Source organism: Mesorhizobium sp. LNHC229A00 (assembly GCF_000502415.1).
Classification (GTDB): domain Bacteria; phylum Pseudomonadota; class Alphaproteobacteria; order Rhizobiales; family Rhizobiaceae; genus Mesorhizobium.
On the sequence record NZ_AYWQ01000006.1, the window covers coordinates 619,344 to 643,561 of the forward strand.

The 24,218-nt window shown below is 64.4% G+C and carries 24 protein-coding genes; 9 read left to right on the plus strand and 15 right to left on the minus strand.

Annotation, left to right across the window (positions count from 1 at the left end; genetic code table 11):
• Positions 1-20: 20 nt before the first annotated feature.
• Positions 21-1,517 (minus strand): lipopolysaccharide biosynthesis protein, encoded by a 1,497-nt coding sequence (locus tag X742_RS154460; protein ID WP_023772476.1) that lies wholly within the window; start codon positions 1,515-1,517, stop codon positions 21-23.
• A gap of 184 nt (positions 1,518-1,701) precedes the next feature.
• Between X742_RS154460 and X742_RS154455 the strand changes: the two genes are divergently transcribed.
• From X742_RS154455 to X742_RS154430, 6 genes are all read left to right on the plus strand, one after another.
• A complete protein-coding gene (locus X742_RS154455) occupies positions 1,702-2,874 on the plus strand; it encodes a glycosyl transferase family 1 (protein WP_023772477.1) in 1,173 nt (390 codons plus the stop codon).
• A gap of 15 nt (positions 2,875-2,889) precedes the next feature.
• Positions 2,890-3,879 carry a glycosyltransferase family 2 protein gene (locus X742_RS154450; RefSeq protein WP_023772478.1) on the plus strand — a complete coding sequence of 330 codons (990 nt, stop codon included), beginning with the start codon at positions 2,890-2,892 and terminating at the stop codon, positions 3,877-3,879.
• On the plus strand, positions 3,879-4,829 hold the full coding sequence (locus X742_RS154445) for a glycosyltransferase family A protein (protein ID WP_023772479.1): 951 nt from the start codon (positions 3,879-3,881) through the stop codon (positions 4,827-4,829). Before X742_RS154450 ends, X742_RS154445 begins: the two co-directional genes overlap by 1 nt.
• Positions 4,819-5,787, plus strand: coding sequence for a glycosyltransferase family 2 protein (locus X742_RS154440; protein WP_023772480.1), 969 nt, complete (start codon positions 4,819-4,821; stop codon positions 5,785-5,787). The genes X742_RS154445 and X742_RS154440 overlap by 11 nt, the downstream gene beginning before the upstream one ends.
• 74 nt (positions 5,788-5,861) lie before the next feature.
• The gene (locus tag X742_RS154435; RefSeq protein ID WP_023772481.1) at positions 5,862-6,758 is read left to right on the plus strand and encodes a UTP--glucose-1-phosphate uridylyltransferase; all 897 of its coding nucleotides are present in this window, start codon (positions 5,862-5,864) and stop codon (positions 6,756-6,758) included.
• Positions 6,759-6,906: 148 nt separating this feature from the next.
• On the plus strand, positions 6,907-9,291 hold the full coding sequence (locus X742_RS154430) for a polysaccharide biosynthesis tyrosine autokinase (protein ID WP_023772482.1): 2,385 nt from the start codon (positions 6,907-6,909) through the stop codon (positions 9,289-9,291).
• 119 nt (positions 9,292-9,410) lie between these two features.
• Here the strand turns inward: X742_RS154430 and X742_RS1000000175685 are convergent, their stop codons facing one another.
• From X742_RS1000000175685 to X742_RS154425, 4 genes are all read right to left on the minus strand, one after another.
• Positions 9,411-9,725 carry a hypothetical protein gene (locus X742_RS1000000175685; protein WP_245275545.1) on the minus strand — a complete coding sequence of 105 codons (315 nt, stop codon included), beginning with the start codon at positions 9,723-9,725 and terminating at the stop codon, positions 9,411-9,413.
• A 19-nt stretch (positions 9,726-9,744) separates the two neighbouring features.
• Positions 9,745-9,996: a hypothetical protein gene (locus tag X742_RS1000000175690; protein WP_023772484.1), complete on the minus strand. Its 252-nt coding sequence runs from the start codon at positions 9,994-9,996 to the stop codon at positions 9,745-9,747.
• Positions 9,996-10,166, minus strand: coding sequence for a hypothetical protein (locus tag X742_RS1000000175695; RefSeq protein WP_023772485.1), 171 nt, complete (start codon positions 10,164-10,166; stop codon positions 9,996-9,998). The genes X742_RS1000000175690 and X742_RS1000000175695 overlap by 1 nt, the downstream gene beginning before the upstream one ends.
• 463 nt (positions 10,167-10,629) lie before the next feature.
• Positions 10,630-12,345 carry an AMP-binding protein gene (locus X742_RS154425; protein ID WP_023772487.1) on the minus strand — a complete coding sequence of 572 codons (1,716 nt, stop codon included), beginning with the start codon at positions 12,343-12,345 and terminating at the stop codon, positions 10,630-10,632.
• A gap of 756 nt (positions 12,346-13,101) precedes the next feature.
• Between X742_RS154425 and X742_RS154420 the strand changes: the two genes are divergently transcribed.
• From X742_RS154420 to X742_RS154410, 3 genes are read left to right on the plus strand one after another with little or no spacing between them, the layout of a single operon-like run.
• Positions 13,102-13,392, plus strand: coding sequence for a PqqD family protein (locus X742_RS154420; RefSeq protein WP_023772489.1), 291 nt, complete (start codon positions 13,102-13,104; stop codon positions 13,390-13,392).
• An 11-nt stretch (positions 13,393-13,403) separates the two neighbouring features.
• Complete coding sequence (locus X742_RS154415) at positions 13,404-13,841, plus strand: lasso peptide biosynthesis B2 protein (protein WP_023772490.1); 438 nt, start codon at positions 13,404-13,406, stop codon at positions 13,839-13,841.
• Positions 13,838-14,824, plus strand: a complete 987-nt coding sequence (locus X742_RS154410; RefSeq protein WP_023772491.1) for an HPr kinase — start codon at positions 13,838-13,840, stop codon at positions 14,822-14,824. The genes X742_RS154415 and X742_RS154410 overlap by 4 nt, the downstream gene beginning before the upstream one ends.
• 9 nt (positions 14,825-14,833) lie before the next feature.
• Here the strand turns inward: X742_RS154410 and X742_RS154405 are convergent, their stop codons facing one another.
• From X742_RS154405 to X742_RS154360, 10 genes are all read right to left on the minus strand, one after another.
• Positions 14,834-15,856 carry a nucleotidyltransferase family protein gene (locus X742_RS154405; RefSeq protein ID WP_023772492.1) on the minus strand — a complete coding sequence of 341 codons (1,023 nt, stop codon included), beginning with the start codon at positions 15,854-15,856 and terminating at the stop codon, positions 14,834-14,836.
• Positions 15,857-15,926: 70 nt separating this feature from the next.
• Entirely contained in the window at positions 15,927-16,913 is a 987-nt protein-coding gene (gene dhaK / locus X742_RS154400) for a dihydroxyacetone kinase subunit DhaK (RefSeq protein WP_023772493.1), read from the minus strand.
• Between the two features lie 40 nt (positions 16,914-16,953).
• Complete coding sequence (locus X742_RS154395) at positions 16,954-17,376, minus strand: hypothetical protein (protein ID WP_015314201.1); 423 nt, start codon at positions 17,374-17,376, stop codon at positions 16,954-16,956.
• An 11-nt stretch (positions 17,377-17,387) separates the two neighbouring features.
• Positions 17,388-18,962: a phosphoenolpyruvate--protein phosphotransferase gene (gene ptsP / locus X742_RS154390; protein WP_031247958.1), complete on the minus strand. Its 1,575-nt coding sequence runs from the start codon at positions 18,960-18,962 to the stop codon at positions 17,388-17,390.
• A 41-nt stretch (positions 18,963-19,003) separates the two neighbouring features.
• Positions 19,004-19,306 carry an HPr family phosphocarrier protein gene (locus tag X742_RS154385; RefSeq protein WP_023772495.1) on the minus strand — a complete coding sequence of 101 codons (303 nt, stop codon included), beginning with the start codon at positions 19,304-19,306 and terminating at the stop codon, positions 19,004-19,006.
• 21 nt (positions 19,307-19,327) lie between these two features.
• The gene (gene dhaM, locus X742_RS154380; protein WP_023772496.1) at positions 19,328-19,717 is read right to left on the minus strand and encodes a dihydroxyacetone kinase phosphoryl donor subunit DhaM; all 390 of its coding nucleotides are present in this window, start codon (positions 19,715-19,717) and stop codon (positions 19,328-19,330) included.
• Positions 19,714-20,385, minus strand: coding sequence for a dihydroxyacetone kinase subunit DhaL (gene dhaL / locus X742_RS154375; RefSeq protein WP_245275546.1), 672 nt, complete (start codon positions 20,383-20,385; stop codon positions 19,714-19,716). Before dhaL ends, dhaM begins: the two co-directional genes overlap by 4 nt.
• 3 nt (positions 20,386-20,388) lie before the next feature.
• Positions 20,389-22,029: a dihydroxyacetone kinase subunit DhaK gene (locus tag X742_RS154370; protein WP_023772498.1), complete on the minus strand. Its 1,641-nt coding sequence runs from the start codon at positions 22,027-22,029 to the stop codon at positions 20,389-20,391.
• A 68-nt stretch (positions 22,030-22,097) separates the two neighbouring features.
• Complete coding sequence (locus X742_RS154365; protein ID WP_023772499.1) at positions 22,098-23,111, minus strand: ABC transporter ATP-binding protein; 1,014 nt, start codon at positions 23,109-23,111, stop codon at positions 22,098-22,100.
• A complete protein-coding gene (locus tag X742_RS154360) occupies positions 23,104-24,216 on the minus strand; it encodes an ABC transporter ATP-binding protein (RefSeq protein WP_015314194.1) in 1,113 nt (370 codons plus the stop codon). The genes X742_RS154365 and X742_RS154360 overlap by 8 nt, the downstream gene beginning before the upstream one ends.
• Positions 24,217-24,218: the final 2 nt, after the last annotated feature.

Genomic DNA, 24,218 nt, shown 5'->3' on the forward strand with positions numbered 1-24,218 from the left:
AGACGACAAAGGCGCCGAAATTATTGCGCCTCGCGCGGCGTCGCCGCCGGCGCCCTTGCCGGCAGCATTTTCAAGGCGTCCCGCAAGGCTTCGCGGCCGGCGGCGAAGGTCAGCGCGACGACGATGGTGATCGCGTAGGCGAGGATGGCGCCGCTTGCCAGGGCGACGACATGCTGCTGCGGCAGCATCGGCTTGGCCAGCCAGACCGCCCCAAGCGCCAGATGCGCGCCTAGCACGAACGGCGTTGCCGTGCGCAGCACATGGCTGGCTTGCAGCGGTCCGCTCTTGCCGACATAGAGCCACAGGAAGGGCGTGCGCAGATACTCGCTGACCGCATAGGCGACCGCCACGCCGAGCGCGCCGTAGGGCAGGCCAAGCGCGAAGGCAAGCACCGAGGTCACCGCCGTGATGATGCCCCAGCGCATGAAGTCGCCGGAGCGGCCCTGGCTGACGAAAAGCCAACCAGCCGGATTGTTGAGCGGCTGCAGCAGGCCGGCAAAGCCGAGCGCCAGGAAGATCGAGGCGCTGGCGCGCCACTGCTCGCCGAGCACGAAGGGGATCAGCACATCCGACATCGCGGTGGCGAAAGCGACGCCGGGCAGCGCCACCAGAAGGATCAGCGGCATGACGCGCAAATAGGCGCTGCGATAGCGGTCCGGCTCGTCCTTCAGCCGCGACAGCGCCGGTACCATCACCTTCGACAGCGGGTTGGTGATCTGGCTGAGCGGGAACAGGAGCAGCTTGTAGGCGCGGTCGTAGAGCCCGAGCTGAGCCTCGCCCCAGTATTTGCCGATCAACACGTTGTCGAGATTGCGGGCGAAGAAATTGGCGAAATTGAAACCGGTGATCCCGGCACCGAAATTGATCAGCTCGCTGATCCCGGCGACCTTGCGCGGCATGCCTGGGCGCCAGCGCGAGCTGGCCCAGTAGCACAGCGTCGGCAGCACCGCGCCGGTCAGCGTGCCGGCAAACAGCGCCCAGTAGGAGCGGTCGATGAAAGTCCAGGCGATCGAGACGGCCAGCCCCGCGACGGCTCCGGCGACGTCGATGATCGCCAGGCGGCCGAACTGCATGCGACGCGTCAGCAGCGCCAGGTGCTGGGCGCCAAGGCCATAAGCCAGGATCTGCAATCCCAGTGCCGCCACCAGACCGGCGACGCGCGGCTCGCCATAGAAGGCGGCGACCAGGGGTGCCGCGCCCGCGAGCAGGCAGGCGAGGACCGCGCTGACGGCGACATTGATCCAGAAGAGGTAGTTCACCTCCTCATGCTGGATGCCCGATTTCTGGATGGTCGCCTGGGTCAGGCCGAAATCCTGGAACAGGGCGATGAAGGCGAGCACGGGCGCGCACATGGCCACGACGCCGAAATCCTGCGGCGACAGGAGTCGCGACAGCACGATGACGGAAATGATCTGCGTGGCGACCCGCACCGATTGCGCCATTGCGGTCACGACGGCACCGCGGCCGACCGATTTGCGCAGGGAGCCTTCCGGCGGATCGAATGGATTGGCTTCCAAATTCAGGATTCCTGATCTTCGCGTGGATTTCGGAGCCCGAAATTCACAACCGCCGCCGACCACAAACTACGGCAATAATTTTGCAGTGCAACAGAAAACGTGGAACGACGCGCCAAAAATGTTGCGATGCAGCAAGAGCTGTACTAGGCTTCCCCTGGGTGGGTCAAACAGCGGTCGAGTTTTCATGCTGCATGTCTTGTACCTGGTACATGATGTTTCCGACCCGGCGGTTCGCCGGCGTATCACGATGCTCAGGACAGGTGGCGCCCGGGTTACCCTGGCGGGCTTCCGCCGCGCCGCCGCCCCGATTGGGGATATCGAAGGTTTGCGGCCAATCGACCTTGGCGCGACGCGCGACGGGCGATTCGTCCAGCGCCTGGCGGCGGTGGCGAAAACAGCGGTCTCGATAGGTTCGAAGCTTAGGGACGTGCCGAAGCCCGACATCATCATCGCGCGTAATCTGGAAATGCTGGCGCTGGCCCGCCGCGCCCGGTCGGCTTTCGGCGCCGCTGTCCCGATCGTCTATGAATGTCTCGACATTCACCGCCTGGTGCTGCGCGACGATGTCCTGGGCAAGGCGCTGCGCGCCACCGAGCGTCATCTGGCGCGGGATGTGCGGCTGCTGGTGACCAGTTCCCCCGCGTTCATCGCCAATTATTTCAAGCCCTTCCGCCAGGTCGCGGCGCCGATGGAACTGGTTGAGAACAAATATTTCGAGGCGGCGGCGATTCTGCCCGCCGAGCGCGAGACGGTGGAAGGACCTCTCGCCCCGCCGTGGCGGATCGGCTGGTTCGGGGCGCTTCGGTGCCGCCGTTCGCTCGAACTGCTGGCCGGTTTCACGCGTCACATGGAAGGCCGGTTCGAAATCGTGTTGCGCGGCCGCCCGGCACTTTCCGAGTTCCCGGATTTTCATGCCTTCGTCGATGCCGAGCCTTACATGTCGTTTCGCGGGCCGTACCGCAACCCGGAGGACATGGCGGCGATCTATCACGACGTCCATTTCTCCTGGGCGATCGATTTCTTCGAGGAGGGACAGAACTCCGAATGGCTGCTGCCCAACCGCCTTTATGAAGGCTGCCGCTTCGGCGCGGTGCCGATCTCGATGGACAACACCGAGACCGGAAGGTTTCTGCGGCAGCGCGATATCGGCGTTTTGCTGCCGCAGGCCACGCCCGAGGCGCTCGCAACCGCGCTTGGCGGGATGGAAAAGCACCGCTTCGGCAGGCTGAAGGCGCGCGTGCTGGCCCACGATCCGAGGATGTGGAGCTACGATCGCAGCGACTGCGGCGCCCTGGTCGAAAAACTGCGCCGCCTGACCACCGTGCGCGAGCCGCTCGCGACCGAGGCCCTGGCATAGGATGGACATCGCCCGATGACGCAAGCGCTTGCCTCCACCCTGATCGTGATCCCGTGTCTCGATGAGGCGACTCACATCGGTGCGCTGCTCGACCAGCTTTGCCCGGCGGCGGAACGGCTTGACGCGCGGATCGTCGTTGCCGATGGCGGCAGCACCGACGGCACGCTGGCCATTGTCGGCGAGCGCCAGAGGAATGATCCTCGCATCATCCTGCTTCACAACCAAAAGCGCATCCAGAGCGCCGCGATCAACCTGGCGGTGGCCAAATTCGGCGAGGGTGCCCATTATCTGATCCGCATCGACGCGCATGGCGGCTATCCCGACGACTATTGCGACCGACTGGTCGAGGAGGCGTTGGCCACCGGCGCGGATTCGGTCGTGGTGTCGATGCTGACCAGCGGCAGCGGCACCGTGCAGAAGGCGGCGGCGGCGGCGCAGAACTCCAAGCTCGGCACCGGCGGCTCCAAGCATCGCCATATCTCCGCCGGGGAGTGGGTCGACCACGGACACCACGCGCTGATGCGGATATCTGCCTTCCAGGCCGTCGGCGGCTATGACGAGACGTTCAGTCACAATGAGGACGCGGAACTCGACTATCGGCTGAGGCAGGCAGGCTACAGGATCTGGATGAGCGGCAGGACGCAGATGGTCTATTATCCGCGGACCTCGCTGCGCGGCCTCTATGTCCAGTATCTCGGCTATGGCCGCGGCCGCGCCAAGAACGTGCTGAAACATCGTGTGATCCCGAAGGTTAGGCAGATTGTGCCGCTGGCGGTCTTCCCGGTGGTTCTGCTGGCGGCCTTCTCCTTCGTGCACTGGATCGCGGCGCTGCCGCTGATGCTGTGGGTGGCGGTTTGCCTGGGCTACGGCCTGGTGGCGGCCGTCAGCCAGCGCAATGCCGATATCGCGCTTGCCGGAGTCTCGGCGATGGTCATGCATTTCGGCTGGTCCGTGGGCTTCTGGCTGCAACTTCTCGGCCTCGGCACGCGGCGGAGGGCGGCGTGATGGCGGTTGAGGTCAAGCATCGCAGCATCGACATCGGCGTGTGCACATTCCGGCGGCCGGAACTGGCCGACACGCTGCGCTCGCTCGACGCCCTTGCCATGCCTGACGGCTTCGAGGTCGGCGTCATCGTCGCCGACAATGACGACACGCCGAGCGCCAAGGACCTGGTGACGGCGCTGTCGCAGGAATTGAAGTTGCCGATCCGCTATCGGCATTGCCCGGCCCGTAACATTTCGATCGCCCGCAACGCTTGTCTCGAGGCCAGCGAGGCCGATTTCCTTGCCTTCATCGACGACGATGAGACCGCCACCGCCCACTGGCTCGCCGAACTGGTGGCAACGGCCGAAAAAAGCGGCGCCGCCGCGGTTCTCGGCCCGGTGCGCGCACTCTATCGTCCGGATGCGCCGGACTGGATGCGCCGCGGCGATTTCCATTCCACCTTGCCAGTCCACGTGCACGGCGAAATCCGCACCGGCTACACCTGCAACGTCCTGCTGCGCATGGGATCCGACAGCTTGCGCGGCCGCCGCTTCAGCCTGGCGCGCGGCCAGACCGGCGGCGAGGACACCGAGTTCTTCGACCAGATGCACAAGGCAGGCGGCCGAATCGCCTTTGCGCCGGAGGCATGGGTGGACGAGGCGGTGCCGAGGGCCAGGGCCGCATTCGATTGGCTCAGCCGCCGCCGCTTCCGGGTTGGCCAGACGCACGGCCATCTCCTGGCCCGCGGCGCCAGCGGCATCGCGCGAGCAAAGCAGGCCGGCCTTGCCGCGGCAAAGGCCGCTTTTTGCTTCGCCGCGGCAGTTCCGGTTGCAGCCAGTCCGGTACGCAGGAACCGCAGCGTCTTGCGCGGCATCATGCATGTCGGGGTTGTCAGCGGTCTTGTCGGCGTTCGCGAACTGCGCCTCTATGGCCAGCCTTCACCAGGGGAAGGAGGCAAGCGTGCAGCCTGACGTTTCGTCCGTGCCCGATGTGTCTTTTGTGATCGCCGCCTACAACGCCGAGGCAACCCTTGATAGGGCCGTCGCCAGCGCCATCGCCCAAAAGGGCGTCAGCCTCGAGATCATCGTCGTCGACGACAAGTCGCGTGACGCGACGCTCGATGTGGCGAGGGCCTATCCCGAGCATGTCGTGCGTGTCGTGGCGCTGGAAGAGAACAGGGGGCCCGGAGGGGCCAGGAATGCCGGGCTCGACGCCGCCCGCGGCAGGTGGATAGCGGTTCTCGATGCCGACGACGCCGTCTTTCCCGGACGTGTCGCCGCCATGATCGGCCGCGCCGAAAAGGCGGGCGCCGAGATCGCCGTCGACAATCTCCAGGTCGTCCGTGAGGACGGCGTGGTCGAGGACGCGATGTTCCCGCGCCGGTATCTGGAAGGCCTGCGCGAGATTTCGCTGGCCACCTACATCGCCGGCAACGTCGTCTTCGAATCGAAGTTCAATCTCGGCTATCTCAAGCCGATTTTCCTGCGCCGGTTCCTCGACGAAAACCGGCTCCGCTATGACGAGAAGCTGAGGATCGGCGAGGACTACATCCTGTTTGCCGAAGCCCTGGCCATGGGCGGCAGATGCGTGGTGGAGCCCGATATCGGCTATGCCTATCATATCCGCGGCGGCTCCATCTCGCGTGTGCTCGAGCCTCATCACGTCGAAGCGATGCGCGTGGCGGATGCCAAATTCGCGCAAACCCACCGAATGGACGAAGCGGCCCAGGCCGCATTCGCCCGGCGCGGCCGCAGCCTGCGCAAGGCGGCGTCGTTCCTGGCGATGGTCCAGCACATCAAGGCGCGGTCCCCGCTCAAGGCGATCCGGACGGCGCTCAGCGACCCGGCGGCGGTCAGGCATATGGGCATGCCGATCGCCGTACGGTTGCGAAGAGTAGCGGCACAGTTTGCCGTGGGGGCGGGGAGGTGAAGATGCAGGCACATGGAGGGATTTTTCGTGGCCTGTGAATGGACTGTAGTCGATCTCCTCAGAAGGAATTTGCGATGAAGAAAATCAGGAAGGCCGTGATACCGGTGGCGGGGCTTGGAACACGGTTCCTGCCGGCGACCAAGTCGATGCCGAAGGAAATGCTTCCTGTCGTCGACAGGCCCGTCGTGCAATATGCGGTGGACGAGGCCTTCGAGGCCGGCATCGAGCACATCGTGTTCGTAACCGGCCGCAACAAGGCGGTCATAGAAGACTATTTCGACCTGCATCCGGAATTGATCGGAACCCTGGAGCAAACTGGCAAGAAGACTCAGCTGGAGACGCTCGAAAGCATGCTGCCGGTGGCCGGCGCCACCTCCTTCATCCGCCAGCAGTCGCCGCAAGGTCTCGGCCATGCCGTCTGGTGCGCCCGCGAGGTCATCGGCAATGAGCCCTTTGCCCTGCTTTTGCCTGACATGGTCTCCTTCGGCGGGCGCGGATGCCTGGCCGAGATCACCGACCTCTATGCGCAGACCGGCGGCAATGTCATTGCCGTCGAGCGCTGCGATCCCACCGAGACCAACAAATATGGCATTGTCGGCCGTGGCGCCGACATTGGCGGCGGTTTCGAGGTGACGGCCATGGTCGAAAAGCCGGCGCCGGCCAACGCGCCGTCGAACTTCTACATCAACGGCCGTTATATCCTGCAGCCCGAGATCTTCCAGCTTCTGGGCAACCAGCAGCGCGGCGCCGGCAACGAGATCCAGCTGACTGACGCCATGGTTCGCCTGTCGCAGGAGCAGCCATTCTTTGCCCAGCCTTTCAAGGGGCGCATGTTCGACTGCGGTTCCAAGGAAGGGTTCATCCAGGCCAATATCGCCTTCGCGCTGGCGCGCGATGACATGAAGGGTCCGGTTTTCGAGATGCTCCGGGAGTTCGTCCGGACGCATGAACGCCAGGAAGAAGCCGCATAATGCCCATCTTTCGGGAGTATTGTCGGGTGGCTGACGGCGCAGGGGCCGGCCGGCTCCGCGCTGTCCGGCACCAAGCGTGTGTCGCGCCTGCCAATGCTCCCGATCTCTCCGGAGCCTGCGAGCGAGACAAGCCAGAATTGGACCGAAGATGAATTATGCCAATTTTCCTCTCGACAAGAGGGTGCCATTGCCGAATTCGGACGCAGGAGACGGCGACGACTTCATCGATATCGAGCGGCTGCTTGGCATGGCCGCACGCCAGGCCAAGGTGGTTGGCGTGTGCGCCATCATCGGTCTTTTCCTGGGCATGCTCTATCTGCAGACCACGCCGCCAAAATTCGTGTCGGTCTCCAGCGTGCTGATCGATGAAGGTCTGAACAAGATCGTCGACGACATCTCGGCGGCATCGACGACCATGCAGACCGATTCCGCGATTCTAAGCCAGATCGAGATCCTGACCTCGACGCGGCTTGCCGCCGTGGTCGTCGACAAGCTCAAGCTCGACCAGAACGACACGTTCATGAACCCGCCCCAGTCGGCCCTTGCCCAGGGCGTCGGCTTTGTCCGCGGTCTAATCCAGTATGTTCGTCCGAGCAGCCCGGTCATGCCGGGTGTCGGCGACATCTCCAAGCTCGACCCCGCCGCGCGCGATGCGCTGATCGCCGGGTCGAGCCGCGACTACGCCATTCTCAAGCTGCAGAACGAGATCCGGGCGGATCGCGTCGGGCGAAGCTACGTTATCGCGCTTGGCTACCAGGCGACGGATCCGGCATTGGCGAAGGCCATCACCAAGGCCTATGCCGACGCTTATCTCGCCGACCAACTCGACGCCAGCTTCGACGCCACCGAGCGCGCGGCGGTCTGGCTGCAGGGCCGGTTGACGGAACTGCGCGAGAGCTCGCAGCAGGCATCGCTGGCGGTCGAGAAATTCAGGGCCGAACACGGCCTGTCCGCCAACAGCGACGGCCAGCTGATGAGCGACAAGCAGCTCGCCGACCTGAACGCCCAGCTCATCGTGGCGCAGGCCGACACCGCGCGTGCCAGCGCCCGTTACCAGCAATACAAGTCGATCGTCGACAGCGGCTCGGACAACGCTTTCAAGGATGCCGCCATATCCAGCGACCAGCCAAGCAGCTCGGTCATTGCGGCGCTCAAGACCCGCTATCTCACGGTCGCCAAACGGCAGCAGGATGTCGAGGCGAATTTCGGCCCGCAGCATCCGCAGGCGGTGGCGCTCGCCAAGGAGAAGGCCGACATCTCGACGCAGATCTTCGGCGAACTGAAGCAGCTCACCGAAAGCTACCGCAACGAGTATGAGGTGGCGTTGGCGCGCGAGACCGCGCTCAGGGCCAATGTCGCCGCCGCGCAGGGCAAGAGTTCGATCGACAACCAGTCGCAGGTTCAATTGCGTGATCTCGACCAGAAGGCGACGGCACTCTCCACGCTCTACCAGACGTTCCTCGGACGCTACGAGGAAGCCGCGCAGCAGCAATCCTTCCCGGTCGGCAAGATCCGTATCATCTCGGATGCGTCGACGCCGCTTGCCGCCTCGAGCCCGCGCACGGTCATTGTGCTCGGTCTTTCGCTGGTGCTCGGGGTTCTGATGGGCGCCGGCTTTGGCGGCCTCAACGAGTTCAACGAGCGGTTCTTCAGGACCGGCGAGGAGGTCCGCGACCGCGTCGGCCTCAAATTCCTGGGTTACCTGCCGACCATCGGCAGCAAACCGAGCAAGGAAGACAAGCCAGCCGAACCCGATCTCAAGGTCGCCAGATCGCCGGCCGCCATCGAAAGGCGCGCACGGATGCGGGTGAGCGTCGACGCTCCGGCATCGATGTTCTCCGAAACGCTGCGCAGCGCCAAGATCGCCTTCGATGTGGTGATGGAAGGGCAAGGCAGCCGCGTCATCGGCGTGATCTCGGTCCTGCCCGGCGAAGGCAAGTCGACGGTCGCGGCCAATCTCGCCGGGCTGCTCGCCGCCAATGGCTCCAGGACGCTGCTCATCGACGGTGATCTGCGCAATCCAGGCCTTAGCCGCAGCCTCGGCATGGAAGCCGAGCAAGGCTTGATGGAAGCGGTGGTGAGCGGCCAGACCTGGCAGTCCGTCGGCAAGATCGACAGGCAGACCAAGCTGGCGATCATTCCGGCTGTGCTGCGCGGGCATTTCTCGCACACCAGCGAGCTTCTCTCCTCGGCCGGTATGCGTCGTTTCATCGAAAACGCCAAGGAGACCTTCGAATACATCGTCGTCGATCTGCCGCCGCTTGGCCCGGTGGTCGACGCCAAGGCCTTCGCACCGCTGGTTGACGGCTTCGTGCTCGTCACCGAATGGGGCCGCACGCCGCGCGCCATGGTGCGCTCGATGTTGGAATCCGAGCCCTATGTCGCCAACAAGATCGTCGGCGCGGTGCTGAACAAGGTCGATCTGAAGAAGCTCGCCAAATACGGGTCGTTCGGCGCCTCGGAGAAATTCTTCGACAAGTACTCGAGCTACTATCTCGACAAGTCGGAAGTGCGTTCGAAGGCAACGGTCTGAGATAAGGCCGTTGCCCATCATGTCTTGGACCTGCGCAGCGGTTCTCATTCCGAAATAGCACAAAGTTTCGGCACCGTCCGGCCGCGGCTCATGCGGCCGGAGCGGCGCATAGCTCGAGGCTATGCCGCTTTCAGCCGGTAACGGAAAAGCGTGTGCTCGAGCAGCAGCCGGATGCGCGGTTCGGCCTCGGTTGCCACCAGCCAGCTTGCCGCGATCATGGTCGCGTCGACCACTGCCATCGACAGGAGATAGGGCAGCCCGGCGCGCACCATGGCGCCGAGCATCGCCGCGCCGATGACGTCGTGGATCAGATAGAGCGGAGAGGTCATCAGGCCGATCCGGCGCCGGCCGCTCCATCTGAGGTCGAGCGTGAGCGACCACGCCATCAGCGCGATGGCCGCGAGGAAGATCAGGATTGGCGGCGCGTACGGCATCACGGCCCCGGCTTTGATGCTATGGACGTCGACGGAGCTGGCGATCTGCAGCACCCCGCCGAGGAACAGCAGGCAGAAGCCCCAGGTGAGACGCCGTCACCGCCTTGAACCGCATCAGCCAGATGAGCACGCCGACTGCGAAGAATGAGCCATGATGCACCAGCACGAGCTGCAGCCACCGCGTCTCGGCGAAGGCGGACCAGCCGAGCGGATAATAAAGGCACCAGAACAGCGTGCTGACCATGCCGATGACGATGGCAACCCTTTCCATCAGATGGAAACGGCCGAGCCGCAGCAGGATCCAGACGATGGCGTAGAAGGCGTTTCGATGCCGAGCGTCCAGTAGACGCTGTCCACCCAGTGACCATAAGGCGCGAACAGGCCGGTGCGCACGAGTCGGATCACCGCATCGGTCCGCCAGCTCAAGCCGATCAGCAGCAACAGCGCCGCGGTGGTCGGGGCACAAATCCAGACCGCCGGCGCCAGTCTTTTGACCCTTGCCTCGAAGAACCGCAGTGGCGTCGAATTCTCGGGCTGAAGGCAATGACGAAACCGCTGATGACGAAGAAGATCCCGACGCCGATCCAGCCGGACCCGACCCAAGCGCCGATCCCGGGCTGCTCCGGAAGACCGCCGGTCGCTTGCGCCGAGATGCCGTCGGGATAGGCCCACACCCAGAAGCCGTTGTGATAGACCATGACCAGCACGGCGGCGAGAAACCGCGGGATGTCGATACCGCCAAAGTTTTTTGCTGAGCCATGCGATCCAATCGAATGGCCCCCCGCAGGATCTGTAGGCGGAATGTTGCATTGCACAATCTACGATTGCGCCCTGCGGTCATCACAAAGTTCGCCGCGTCGCAACATCGCGGAATGGTAGCTCCAGTCAGGTCCCGGCGTGCTCCTTACACGCCGATTCCGCGCTCCGTCAGGGCAGCCGTGATCTCGTCGAGGATGGCGGGGTCGTCGATGGTTGCAGGCATCGTCCACGCTTCCTTATCGGCGATCTTCTGCATGGTGCCGCGCAGGATCTTGCCCGAGCGCGTCTTGGGCAGGCGCTTGATCGTCACCACGGTCTTGAAGGCGGCGACCGGCCCGATGCGCTCGCGCACCAGCGCGACGACCTCCTTCTCGATGGCGCTGCCGTCGCGCGCGACACCGGCGTTCAGCACCACGAAGCCGAGCGGAATCTGGCCCTTCATCGCATCGGCGATGCCGACGACGGCGCATTCGGCGACATCGGGATGGGCGGCCAGCACCTCTTCCATGGCGCCCGTCGACAATCGGTGGCCGGCAACGTTGATGATATCGTCGGTACGGGCCATCACGTAGAGATAGCCGTCTTCGTCGATCATGCCGGCATCGGCCGTCTTGTAGAAGCCGGGGAACTCATCGAGATAGGCCTGGCGGAAGCGGGCATCGGCGTTCCACAGGGTCGGCAGGCAGCCCGCCGGCAGCGGCAGCTTGACCACGACATTGCCGAGCGCGCCGCGCGGCACCTCATGGCCGGCATCGTCGAGCACGCGNCGGAACTTCGACAGATCGTATTTCGGCACGAACTCGCCCTTGGGATCCTGCCCCTTGATGGCGCGGAAGGCGGTCGGCGCGGTGAACAACGCGACCACGCCATGTTCCGCGATGACGCGCCAGTAGGTGCCGGCGTCGGGCGTACCGATCGGCTTGCCTTCGAACAGGATGCTGGTGCAGCCATGCAGCAGCGGGCCGTAGACGATATAGGAATGGCCGACCACCCAGCCGACATCGGATGCCGCCCAGAACACTTCCCCCGGCTTCACGCCGAACTCGTTTTCCATCGTCCATTTCAGCGCGACCATGTGGCCGCCATTGTCCCGCACGATGCCCTTGGGCTGGCCCGTCGTGCCTGACGTGTAGATGATGTAGAGTGGGTCGGTGGCCAGCACCGGCACGCAGTCGACATTGGCGCCGGCTGCCCGCTCACGAGCGACGGCGTCGGCATAGTCGATGTCGAAATGGTCCTTCAAATCGCAGCGCAACTGATCGCGCTGCAGGATCAGGCAGGCGTCCGGCTTGTGGCGGGACATCTCGATCGCCTTGTCGAGCAGCGGCTTGTAGGCGACGACCCGCCCCGGTTCCAGGCCGCAGGAGGCCGAGATGATCAGTTTCGGTTTTGCATCGTCGATGCGGGTGGCAAGCTCATGCGAGGCAAAGCCGCCGAACACGACCGAATGCACCGCGCCGATGCGGGCGCAGGCGAGCATGGCGATGGCCGCCTCCGCCACCATCGGCATATAGATGATGACGCGGTCGCCCTTGCCGACGCCGCGGTTCTTTAACACCGAGGTCAGCGCCACCACCTCGCGCTTCAGCTCGGCATAGGTGAACTTTTTCACCGTGCCGGTGATGGCGCTGTCGTATATCAGCGCGATCTGGTCGGCCCGCCCGCCGGCGACGTGCCGGTCCAGGGCGTTGTAGCAGGTGTTGCAGGCCGCGCCGGCGAACCAGCGGCCGTAGACGCCGGCGGTGGCATCGAACACCCTGTTCCAGGGCGAATACCAGTCGATGGCGCCGGCCGCGTCGGCCCAGAACCTTTCCGGGTCGCGTTTCCAGCCGTCATAGATCTCGTGATAGCGTGAAGCCATCCGTACCTCCCGGAAACCATTTGTCGTCTTTGCAAACAGCCTATGCTGTTTTTTCCGGCGCTGTCTTCCCTGATTTTCGTTTGAGCCGGTCTTCCTGATCGGGATGCTTGCTGTCAAAACGATCGAGCGGAGGATGTGAGCGCATGCGCCATTGATGGTCGATCGAGACCAGGCTCGAGGAACCGTCCGACCTCCTACAGCCTGTCGGATCCTGTGAACACCGGCCGGCAAGCCGGCGGTGATCGTCGTGCCGGTGCAGCGCTTCAGCCAGCTTTTTGAAGGGTGCGATCGCCGCTTGATAGCGGTGACCGGACAACCCCGCTGAACAATCCGTCGATTGCCGTCTAACAAGCCGGATTCGTTGGGCGAATGTCGACGGCGCTAGATCGGCAACGCCACCAGCATGAGACCGACGCCGCCGAAGATCAAAATGGCTGTCGCCAGAGCTTTTCGATGACGTTCGAAAGTCGTCGGAGCCCGCTCCCAATTGTAACGCATACGCTATCTCCCCAAGACCCGGGGAGTTCTTACCTTACCTAAGGGAAGAAAAGCAACGGTCCTGCCCGTCAGCATGCCTGCCTACGCCCCATTCCGGCGACTATTTCTGGAACGATTTTCGACTCTGGATGGACGTTGCGGCCTCACGAGAGTCTGTCCGCAAATAAAGCCACGCGAGCCATCGCGGCCGGCCAATAGACAGCGCTCCACCGCCGCGCTATCTCATTTCCGGGTGTTGCATGGCTTTTGGGGTTCGTTATGGAAATTGCCTCTGGAACGGTTCTTCGACTGGCGGACGATGCCTCGGTTCAGCATGTAGGCGACGGCGCGGTGGTGCTTTTGGCGCGTAGCGGCCAGCTCTATACCTGCAACGGCACGACAGAAGCCTTTCTCGACAAGGTGGATGGCGCGCGCAGCCTCGGCCAGATCGTCGGCCTGCTTTGCGAGGAGTTCGAAATCGACAAGGGCACGCTTGACGAGGACATGGCGGCGCTGGCCAGCGATCTGGTCTCGGAGGGCATTCTCGCTGCTCCAGGGCTTGATGGCTGAAGGCACCCATGATGGTGGACGGTCCTCTCCTGCGCGCCTTGTTCCGCTGCCATCTCTGGGCAAGCGCGCGGCTTATGCCAGTTCTCATTGCCAATCGCAGCTTCGAGAAGGTGCTGAAATGGGCGCCGCTCGTCTCGCCGGCGCCCTATCGCGGCCTGCCCGCCCACTACATTGTCGCCCGCGTCAACCGTGCCGTGCGTCATCCCTGGCTGATGCGCGACCGCAGATGCTTGCGGGAAGGCTTGCTCGGCCATCGCTTCCTGCGCCTTGCCGGTTTCGATCCGCAACTGCGTTTCGGCGTCGATCCGAAGTCGCTGCAAGCGTCGCGGCTGTCGGCGCATTGCTGGGTGTGCCTGGACGGCAAGCCGGTGGTCAGTGACAGCCTTCCCGGCATGGTCGAGATCTATCGTCACCCAGCCACCGCCGCCACGAAGGTGCGCTCCGCTTGACCAGATCTTCAGTATTCTATGACCTCAATGGCCAGATCTTCGGCATATCGGCCGAGCGCCCCGGGCTGTGGCAGGATTTCGACGGGATGCTCGGTATCTTGCGTGTCAAAGGTCCCGTCGAGCCGGATTTTCGTCTCGAGATCACAGAGGCGGACGTTCTGGACGAAGCGCCCAGCGGATCGCTCGTCTTCGAGGGCGACATACCGGAGGACGGTTACTGCCGGATGATCGCGGATGGCGGCACGGTCCATCTCGTCTTTCCCGAACGCCAGACCGTTGTCGTCAAGGACGAGGAGGGTTGGGCCGAACTCCGGGTTCGCCCTGGTGCGAAGGCCGCCTGGACGCCATCGATGCTGGTGTTGGACGCAGCACTCGACGCAGGCGGCCAGCATATGCTGCACACGGCCGGGCTGACGCTGCCGGGCCGCGACGCCGTCGTGCTGGTCCATGCCCCGAGCGGTACCGGCAAGACCACCACATCGCTGGCCTTGGCAACGCAAGGATTCGGCCTGTGCTCCGACGACGCCATGATCCTGAGTCTCGCTTCCACCACGCCTGCCGCCTGGGGTTTGCCGCGCCATGTCAAGATCCATGAGAAGACCGCGCGGATGGTCCCGCTTGTGGCGCCATGCCTCGGTCCGTCATGGGACCGCAATGGCGAACAGGCTGTTTCGCTGGAAAAGTTGAGTGGGATCGTAAAAGTTGAAAGCCCGACCGCCCGTCCGGTCGCAGCACTCCTGCATCTTGCGCGATCCGCCGACGGAGAGACCAGGCTCGCGCCCATGGCCCGGACCGACGCGATGGTGGCGCTGGCGATGGACAATGTCCGCACCGGCGCGACCGGTCTGCTGCCGCTGCAGAAGCGCAGGTTGGCGGCGATCCGCGGACTGGTGTCGTCGGTGCCGACCTTCACCCTGGAAGTAGGCGCGCGTCCGGCCGATGCGGCGGCGCTGATAAGCGCTACGTTGACATCACGGGACTGACGGTTCCCCTCAAGCGGCGTATGGCCTGGCCTTGGCCAGCCGCTGGATCCAGCGAAAGGCATCGCGGCGCAGGCGCGAGCCGATCTTCTCCCGGGAATTGACCCTGAGCAACGTGTTGGTCGTGATCAGCTTCTTGGCCAGCCGGATCGACAGGTCGGGCTTGATTCGCCCGGCGAGTGCCAGCGCATGCGGTTCGTCGAACAGCTGTCCGGTCACGTTGAGCACAATCGCAAGTTCGAGTTCGATGCCGGTCATGCGCGCGGCGTCGAGCAGGCGGGTTTTTGACATCGGGGATTGCAGCGCCCTCACGCCCTGCAGCACGTCGACGCAAAGCTGCAGACGGTGGAATTTGTGGCCGCCGGCGGCATGCACGATGGCGATCGTCAAAAGGGCGGCCGGTGTATCCATGGCATCGCCATCGATGATGCCGAGCTCGCGAAAACCCAGCGACAGGCGTCGCCGCATGCCGGTGTCGTGCACAAGGTCGCCATGCAACTCGACCAGCAGGCTGGAATTCTCTTTTTCCAGCCATTTGAATTCCTGCAGCCGGTACGATTCGGCTTCGTTGCTGGCGAGCTCGAAGCCGCATGCCGCAATCACCCGGTTTGCCCGCGCGAGGTTGGCGGGCTCGACCAGGATGTCGACGTCGGTGAAAGGCCGGTCGGATACATTGCGGTAGAGTTTTCGCGCGAAGACCGGCCCCTTGACGATTCGCGCTGGAATGCCTTCCGCCGCCATTCCCTTCATGATGCGGTCGCCATGGTACTGCAGCAGCATCGACTGGCCGGTGGCGATCGTCGCCGTCTGGCGCAGGTCGTCGAGTTTGTCCCGCAAACCAGTATCCGACGGCAGGTGCGCGTCGCCACGCTCCCCAAGCTTGCGCAGCATGATCGGCAGGACGCCGTGGAATTCGGCATTGTCGAGCAGGGCAGACAGGGCCTTCGCCGATAAATCGTCCCCGACCGCCGCAGCCTCCGGATCGGCGAAGCGCAGCAGCAGTTTTTCTTCAGCTGGAGTAAGAGACGGCAGCATCGATCCGGACAAATCCATCGTTATGTGGAGTGTCCGGAATGGTCGCAGAAAAGCACGGCTGAAGCCAGCCTTACACGCCCCAGCGCAGCGCGGCGGTGTGGACAGGTGCGTCCCACCATTCCGTCAGTTCGTCGTCGAGCATGCTCAGCGTGATCGAGCAGCCGGCCATGTCGAGCGAGGTGACATAGGTGCCGACCAGCGACCGGGTAACCGTCACGCCATGTTGCTCGAAAACCCGGCGCGCGCTGTTGTACATCAGATAGAGCTCCATCAGCGGCGTGCCGCCGAAGCCGTTGACGAACAGCAGCGCGGATCCTTTCGCCCTTTCGTCGAGATCGCCCAGGATCGCAGCGCAGATTTCTTCGACAATCGCGTCGGCGCTTTTCAGCCTGTCGCGCCGGCGGCCAGGCTCGCCATGGATGCCGACGCCGAATTCCATCTCGCCATCGCCGATGTCGAAGGTCGGTTTGCCGGCAGCCGGCACGGTGCCGCTGGTCAACGCCACGCCCATCGAGCGGGTGGCGTCGTTGACGCGGTCGCCCAGCGCCTTCAACGCCAGCAACGCCATCCCGTGCTCGGCCGCGGCGCCGACGATCTTTTCCACCACCAGCGTGCCCGCCACGCCGCGACGCCCGGTCGTGTAAGACGAATTCTCGACGGCGACGTCGTCATTGGTGACGACCTGCAGCACGCCGTCGGACATCTCCGCCGCCATCTCGAAGTTCATCACGTCGCCTTCGTAGTTCTTGACGATGAACAGGCAGCCGGCGCCGGTGTCGACGGCTTGCGCGGCCGCCAGCATCTGATCCGGTGTCGGCGAGGTGAACACCTGGCCGGGACAGGCGGCGTCCAGCATGCCATGGCCGACAAAGCCGCCATGCAGGGGCTCGTGGCCGGAGCCGCCGCCGGAGATCAGCGCCACCTTGCCCGGCTTGAGCATCTTGCGGCGGATGAATTTGTGCTCCTCGCCAAGCATCAGGATGTCGGCATGGGCGGCCGCGAAACCGTCGAGGCTCTCGGTCAGTACCATGTCCACCGAGTTCATGAATTTCTTCACGGCCGTCTCCTCCCGAAATAGCCTGGCATCAAGGGGTCGTTCAGCCGCTCTTGCCGGTGATGCTGGTGACCTTCTGGATGAATTCGTTGATCGCGCGGTCGAGCGCTGCATTCTGCTTGTCGTCGCCGAAATCCGGCACGATGAGCGAAACGTGCCTTGTCTTGCGCGCGCCCGCGGCGACCGAGATCTTCCCGGGATGTGCCTGGTGATAGGCGGCAAGAAACTGGTCCCGCTCGGCCTGGCTGAAATGGCAGACGGAAAAGATGGCCGGCAGATGTTTCGACGGGATGGGAATCGAATAGCTCGGGCTCGAAATCTGCGTGACGAAGCTGCGATGCTTGCCAAGCGCATCGGCGAGCCGCTGGCGCATGCCGGACGGCCGCTGGTCGATAACCTGCGACAGGATCGTCTTGTAGGCGCGGATCGCTTCTTCGGAACCGGGTTCGGGTTTGATGTCGGCCATGCCTGCCGTGCCTAGACCGGAACGTCGGCTATGGCCGCCTTGGCCATGGCGAGTTGCGCCGGCGCCACGGAAAGATCGCGCAGACCGGCTTCCAGCAGAGAGGGAATCGAAGCGGGGTCGCCGCCGGCATCGCCACACAGGCTGACGACAATCCCGGTCTCCCGTCCAAAGGCCGCGACCGAGGCGATCAGCCTCAACACCGCAGGATGGCGGACTGAATTCAGGTGTGCCACGGCGGCATTGTCGCGCGCGGCCGCCATCACATATTGCGTCAGATCGTTGGAACCGATCGACAGGAAGGCGACGCCGGTAAACGCCTCCGGCGCGATGGCCACCGAAGGCACTTCGACCATGATGCCGAGCGGCGGCATTTTTTGCGCGATGCCGCGCGCGGCAAGGGCCGCCCGCTCCTCGGCGAACAAGGCGGCGGCGCTCTCATACTCTGCGGATGTGGCGATCATCGGAAACATGATCTTGAGATTGCCGTGCGGCGCGGCGCGCAGCAATGCCCTGATTTGAATCCGGAATATGTCGGGCCTGGCCAGCGACAGCCTGATGCCGCGCAGGCCAAGGAATGGATTGCCTTCCTCGACGGTGAAGCCCGGCACCGGCTTGTCGCCGCCGGCGTCGACGGTACGGATCGTCACCGGTTTTTCGCCGGCCCATTCCAGCACCTTGCGATAGGCACGATATTGCGTCTCCTCATCCGGCAGCGTCTTGCCGAACAGGAATTCGGTGCGCATCAGGCCGACACCGTCGCAGGTCGCGATGTCGATGGTATCGACATCCCTAGGGTCGGCGATGTTGACCTGTACGCGCACCGCGGTGCCGTTTTTTGTCACGGCCGGCCGCGCCAGAAACGTCCGTGCCTTACCCTGGCTGGCGATGAAGGAAGAGGACGACTGCCGGAACGAGCCGATCTCGGCCGGCGAGGGTGCCAGGACGATATTGCCGTGCTCCGCGTCGAGCAGTGCCATGTCGGTAACACCGGTGAGCGGCTCGCGCAGGCCCACGACCATCGGCACGCCACGCGAGCGCGCCAGCATGGCGACATGGCTGGCGGTGCTGCCTGCCTTCAGGGCGATGCCGCCACCATGGCTCCAGTCGGTTTCGAGAAAGCGCGTCGGCGCGATGTCCTCGCCGTAGAGGATGGCGCCAGCCGGTGCCGTAATGCCACCGTCCTCGGTCAGGCCGCGCAGCACCTGGTCCCTGATGTCGCGCAGATCCGTGGCGCGGGCGCGGAAATAATCCTGGTCCGATGCCTCGTAGCCGGCGATCTCGGCATCGAGCGCCTGCCGCCAGGCCGCGTCGGCGGGTGTTCCGGAAGAGATCGATGCGAAGGCCGGCCCGCTCAGCGCGTCGTCTTCCAACATGGCGATGTGGAATTCGAGTATGCCGGCGGCGTCTTTCTCGGCGGTGCCGACCATGTCCACGAGCCGGTTCACCGCCTTGCCGATCGCGGCCTCCAGGGACGTCCTCTCCTCGACGGAGCTTGCCTTGCTAGCGTAAACGCGCGCGGGCCGGCCGAGGTCGAACAGAGGCCCCTCTGCATAGCCGGCCGAGGCAGGAACACCCTCAATGCGCATGGCACGCATTCCCAGCGGGTGAGCGCAGGCGCGGATCGGCCTCAAGCCGAGCGGACATGGCCGGCGTCCTCGTCGAAATTGCGCTGCACCAGTTCGACCAGCGCGCGGATAGCATCACCGGCACCATCGCCGTTGGCCCTGATGTGCAGCACCGTGCCCTTCGGAGCCTTGGCCGCCATCACCTTGACGATGCTTTTTGCATCGAACCATGGGCCGTTGGCGGCGAGTGCAATCTCCACCTCGGCGGCAAAGCTCTTGGCCAGCTTGGTGAACTTGACCGAAGGACGCGCATGCAGGCCCACATCGTGGGTGATCAGGACAGTCGCTTCGGCCATTGCGGACATGTGTTCAAAAATCCCGTTCGCTCATGACGGCGACAATTCGTGCGCCGTCGCGACCACTTCCCGGAGCGAGGCGCCACCGGATGCCTCGGTCGCCGCCATCACCGCGCCCTCGACGATCGGCGCGTTGCAGACGATGATTTTGTGCGCACGCGGCTCGCCGATCAATTCCACCGCCATTTCCGAATTGGTCTCGGCGCCGCCGAGATCGACAAGTACGGCGACGCCGGCGTCCGACCAGGCCTTGTCGATGGCGCCCATGATCGCCTCGACATTGGTGCCGAGCCCGCCATGGCCGTTTCCGCCGCACCACGCAAGCGGCACCTCGTCGCCGACCATTTGGCGTACCATGTCGGCCGTGCCCTGGGCGACCAGCGGCGAATGCGACACGATCACGATCCCGACATTGCTCATGCCTTGCCCCCGATGATTTGCGCCAGCGTGCGCACCAGCAGCGCGGTCGAGCGCGCGCCGGCATCCATATGGCCGATCGAGCGGTCTCCGAGGAACGAGGCGCGACCGCGCAGTGCCTTCATCGGCACCGTCGCCTCGGCCGCGGCGTCGGCGATATCGGCTATTTCAGCCGCCGTCCTTCCCCCGGCCAAGGCGTCATGCACCGGTCGCAGAACATCCAGCATGGTTTTTTGTCCTACCTGCGACTTGCCGCGCGCTGCCACCGCGTCGATCGCCTTGCCGAAGGCAGCCGTCAGATTGGCGCGGTCGGGTTCCACCGAAATCTCCTTGCCGAGCGCCATGAACAGCGTGCCGAAGAGCGGGCCGGAAGCGCCGCCCACCGTCATCACCAGCTTGGTGCCAATAGCCTTCAGGGCATCCGGCATTGGCTTCGCGGCGAACACATCGGCCTCGGCCCGTACGGCGTCGAAGCCGCGCTTCATGTTCAGCCCGTGGTCGCCGTCGCCGATCGCCTGGTCGAGCGCGGTCAATTCCTCGGCGTGCGCGGCAATCGCATCCGCGGCGGCCGTGATAAGCCTCGAAAGGTCCAGCGCCGTCGTGTCGCCCGAATTCCCGGTTTGCACCTCGCCGGCAGTAGCGAAAGAACGGTCGTTCGACAACTGGTGCATGCGTCAGGCCGTGACAAGCAGTGTGGCGGCGGCCGCGAACACCTCTGCCACGGCATGAGCACCGGGATCGACCACGCCCTGCAATCCGGCACCGACATAGGCGGACCGCCCGGCTTTTGCCTTCTCCATGGCCGCGGTGGCCTCCGCACCGCGCCGGGCTGCTGCCGCCGCGTCGCCAAGGCCCTTGCCGTCGAGGGCCTTCAAGGCCGGCTCCAGCGCATCGATCATGGTGCGATCGCCGGGTTTGGCGCCACCGTAGAAGGTCAGGCGTTCAAGCCCGGCGAGCAGGGCCTTGGGCACACCGGCGCCACCGTCCAAGGCCCGCCCCGCCGCCGTGAAGAAGATCGACAGCAGCACCCCGCTGGAGCCGCCCATCGATGCGCTCAATATGTCGCCCACTGCACCTAAGGTCGCCGCGGGATCGGCAAGCGGCAGCGTGTCGAGCCGATCAAGAATGCTGCGTGCGCCGGTCGCCACGGTCGAGCCGGTGTCGCCGTCGCCCGCCTTGGCGTCCAGTCCGTTCAATGCCGCTTCGAGCGAAATCAGCTTCTCGCAGACCGTGACGATCAAGCGCTTGGTGCCGGCATCCTGGCTGGCCCTATGTGAGCTTTGTCCGGCTGCCTTCGCCATGGGTACGACAGCGGGCGCGACGAGCGGCTTGGCCGGCATCCAGGCGGGCGGGCCGACCGGCGCTAGCAAGGCGGCCTCGCGTGCCGCATCGAGCCGGATCAGCGACAGCGAGAACCCGTTCATATTGAGTGCCGTCATCAACGATCCGGGACCGATGGTGAACTTCACTGTCTTTGCCAGCGGGGAGGCAAGCACCGCATTGGCAACCAGCGACATTTCGAGCGGCGGCACGGAGCCGAGATTGTTGATCAGCAAGGCATGGTCCGCTTTCGCGTCGAGCCGCCCCGCGAGGCGCTCCGCCATGACAGCCACCAACTTGTCGGCGCTCTGTACCGCGATGCGCTCGACGCCGGGCTCACCGTGGATGCCGAGGCCGAGCTCGCCATCGTCTTCGCCAAACCTGTCCTCGTGCGGCTGGCCGGGAATGGAGCAGGACGACAACGACATGCCGAGCGAGATGATATCCTTTGCCGCCGCGCGCGCGGCCGCCGCGACGGATACCAGGTCCTTTCCGGCTTCCGACAGGTGGCCTGATATCTTGTGCACGAATAATGTGCCGGCAACGCCGCGCGGCTGGGCGATGTCGGGCAGCGCGATGTCGTCGGCGACGATCACCATCTCGACGGCAAAACCTTCGGCGCGCGCCTTCTCGGCAGCGAGGCCGAAATTGAGCCGGTCTCCGGTGTAGTTCTTGACGATCAGCAGGCAACCGGCCGGTCCGGTGACCGCGCGAATGGCCGCCAGCACAGCTTTGACGCTGGGCGAGGCGAATATCTCGCCCGAAACCGCCGCCGTCAGCATGCCCATGCCGACGAAGCCGGCATGCGACGGCTCGTGCCCGGCGCCGCCGCCGGAGACGACGGCAACCTTGGACTTGTCCCAATCCGCGCGCAGCACGACCTTGATCTCGGGATACCCGTCGAGGCGCGCGAGGTCGCCTGAGCCAATGGTGCGCAACAGGCCGTCCAGGGCCTCGGTGACAATCGTTTCCCTGCGGTTGAAAAAGTGCTTCATCGAATTCGTCCCGTATTCGCAATCTTCAATCAGAAGCCGGCGTCCGCCTTGGCGGGCGCCGAAACCGGTCACATCAGTCGTTGTCCGTCGGCGCCGAAATAGAGCGGCGAGCGGTAGCGGATCACCACTTTGTCGCCTTGCGCCAGATCGGTGTCGGGATCGGTCAGGGTCACCAGCTTCTTCTGCCCCACCGTCACATGCAGATGGTTCTGGTCGCCGAGATGCTCGACCCAGTCGACGACGCCATCAGCATGGCCATTCACGGCCTTCTCGATCGCCAGGTGCTCGGTGCGCGCGCCAATCGTCCTGGTGCCGGCCGGCGCGCCGCCATCGGGAAGTAGCCCCGTCGGCAAAAGATTGATGGCCGGCTGGCCGAGCCGTGCTGCGACATGCAGATTTGCCGGTTCCGAATAAATGGTTCGTGGTGAACCGATCTGCACCAGCACGCCGTCGGCGAGGATGCCGATGCGATCGGCCATGGTCATCGCCTCGATCTGGTCGTGCGTGACGTAGAGCATGGTAGCACCGAGCTCGGACTGGATGCGCTTCAATTCGAGTCTGAGATCCGCGCGCAGCTTGGCGTCGAGCGACGACAGCGGCTCGTCCATCAGGTAGATGGAAGGCTTGCGCACCAGCGCGCGGCCGATGGCGACGCGCTGCATTTCGCCGCCCGACAATTTGGTCGAACGGTTGGCAAGCTTGTGATGGATTCGCACCATCTTCGCGACCTCCTCGACCCGGCGGCGGATTTGGTCTTCCGGTATTTTCCGCGCCGGCGAGCGCAGTGGGAAGGCGAGGTTGTCGAACACCGACAGATGCGGATAGAGCGAATATTGCTGGAAGACGAAGGCTGTGTCGCGTTCGGCCGGCGACAGGGTCGTGGCATTGTGGCCGCCGATCTCGATCGTGCCTGCATCCGGCCGTTCCAGCCCTGCAATCAGCCGCAGTGTGGTCGTCTTGCCGGCGCCGGTCGGCCCCAGCAGCACGACGAATTCGCCGTCCGATATATGCAGGTCGAGCCCACTGACGGCGACATGGTCGCCGAAGCTTTTGGTCACGCCTTTGATGTGCACGTCAGCCATGCTGCGCTCTCCCCTGAGAGGCGGTGTCGTGGATTGCCGTTCTCACCGCGCGCCCGGAGCCTTTTTCGAACAGCGACAGTCGCGCGCTGTTCAGTGTCAGGCCGACATGGTCGCCAGCATTGAGCCGGATTTCGGCCGGCACCCGCGCCTTGATGATGCCGTCCGCCGTTTCCACCGCGACGATCTGGGTGGTGCCGAGGTATTCGGTGCCGTAGATGGCGCCGCGCAGCTTGGATGCATCGTCGAAGCGGATGTGTTCGGGGCGAATGCCGAGCGCCATGTCGGCAGGTGCTACGTCCTCGCGCACCTCAGGCACCGCCACGGTCGCCCCTTGGACGACTACCTCCTTCGCACCTTTTGTAAGTCCACCGCCAAATTTCAAAAAATTCATCGGCGGGGAGCCGATGAAATCGGCCACGAACATGGTAGCGGGGCGGTCGTAGATCTCGCGCGGTGTGCCGAACTGCTCGATGACGCCGTGGTTCATGACGGCGATCTTGTCGGCCATCGACATCGCTTCCATCTGGTCATGTGTGACGTACACGGTCGTCGCGTGGATCCGATTGTGCAACTCGCGCAGTTCATGGACCATTAGGTCACGGAACTCGGTGTCGAGCGTTCCGAGCGGCTCGTCCATCAGAAAGCATTTCGGCCGCCGCACGATGGCGCGGCCAAGCGCGACGCGCTGGCGGTCGCCGCCGGCGAGACCGGATACGGATTTGTTGAGCAGATGGTCGATGCGCAGAAGCTTCGCCGTTTCCTCGACGCGGGTGCGGATCTCGGCCGAGGGCATGCCTTGCGCCAAAAGTGGGAAGCCGATGTTCTTGCGCACGTTCATATGCGGATAGAGCGCGAAGAGCTGGAAGACGAAGGCGATGTCGCGCTCGCGGGCCCTGAGCATGGTGACGTCGTCGCCGCCGAGCAGGATCTGGCCGCCGGTCGGCAGCTCAAGCCCGGCGATCATGCGCAAGGTGGTGGTCTTGCCGCAGCCCGACGGTCCGAGCATGACGAAGAACTCGCCATCCTCGACGACGAAGTTGGAGTCTTGCACGGCGACGAAATCGCCGAAGGCCTTTCTCAGATGTTGGACGCGAATTTCGGCCATGG

Excerpts from the sequence above, each read along its gene's own strand:
- X742_RS154360 (WP_015314194.1), bottom strand. The coding sequence starts at position 24,216 with ATGGCCGAAATTCGCGTCCAACATCTGAGAAAGGCCTTCGGCGATTTC.
- X742_RS154415 (WP_023772490.1), top strand. The coding sequence starts at position 13,404 with ATGGTGGACGGTCCTCTCCTGCGCGCCTTGTTCCGCTGCCATCTCTGG.
- X742_RS154455 (WP_023772477.1), top strand. The coding sequence starts at position 1,702 with ATGCTGCATGTCTTGTACCTGGTACATGATGTTTCCGACCCGGCGGTT.
- X742_RS154450 (WP_023772478.1), top strand. The coding sequence starts at position 2,890 with ATGACGCAAGCGCTTGCCTCCACCCTGATCGTGATCCCGTGTCTCGAT.
- X742_RS1000000175685 (WP_245275545.1), bottom strand. The coding sequence starts at position 9,725 with ATGCCGTACGCGCCGCCAATCCTGATCTTCCTCGCGGCCATCGCGCTG.
- X742_RS154430 (WP_023772482.1), top strand. The coding sequence starts at position 6,907 with ATGAATTATGCCAATTTTCCTCTCGACAAGAGGGTGCCATTGCCGAAT.
- X742_RS154405 (WP_023772492.1), bottom strand. The coding sequence starts at position 15,856 with ATGCTGCCGTCTCTTACTCCAGCTGAAGAAAAACTGCTGCTGCGCTTC.
- X742_RS154395 (WP_015314201.1), bottom strand. The coding sequence starts at position 17,376 with ATGGCCGACATCAAACCCGAACCCGGTTCCGAAGAAGCGATCCGCGCC.
- X742_RS1000000175690 (WP_023772484.1), bottom strand. The coding sequence starts at position 9,996 with ATGGAAAGGGTTGCCATCGTCATCGGCATGGTCAGCACGCTGTTCTGG.
- X742_RS154365 (WP_023772499.1), bottom strand. The coding sequence starts at position 23,111 with ATGGCTGACGTGCACATCAAAGGCGTGACCAAAAGCTTCGGCGACCAT.
- X742_RS154445 (WP_023772479.1), top strand. The coding sequence starts at position 3,879 with ATGGCGGTTGAGGTCAAGCATCGCAGCATCGACATCGGCGTGTGCACA.
- X742_RS154385 (WP_023772495.1), bottom strand. The coding sequence starts at position 19,306 with ATGTCCGCAATGGCCGAAGCGACTGTCCTGATCACCCACGATGTGGGC.
- X742_RS154370 (WP_023772498.1), bottom strand. The coding sequence starts at position 22,029 with ATGAAGCACTTTTTCAACCGCAGGGAAACGATTGTCACCGAGGCCCTG.
- ptsP (WP_031247958.1), bottom strand. The coding sequence starts at position 18,962 with ATGCGCATTGAGGGTGTTCCTGCCTCGGCCGGCTATGCAGAGGGGCCT.
- X742_RS154420 (WP_023772489.1), top strand. The coding sequence starts at position 13,102 with ATGGAAATTGCCTCTGGAACGGTTCTTCGACTGGCGGACGATGCCTCG.
- dhaL (WP_245275546.1), bottom strand. The coding sequence starts at position 20,385 with ATGCACCAGTTGTCGAACGACCGTTCTTTCGCTACTGCCGGCGAGGTG.
- dhaM (WP_023772496.1), bottom strand. The coding sequence starts at position 19,717 with ATGAGCAATGTCGGGATCGTGATCGTGTCGCATTCGCCGCTGGTCGCC.
- X742_RS154435 (WP_023772481.1), top strand. The coding sequence starts at position 5,862 with ATGAAGAAAATCAGGAAGGCCGTGATACCGGTGGCGGGGCTTGGAACA.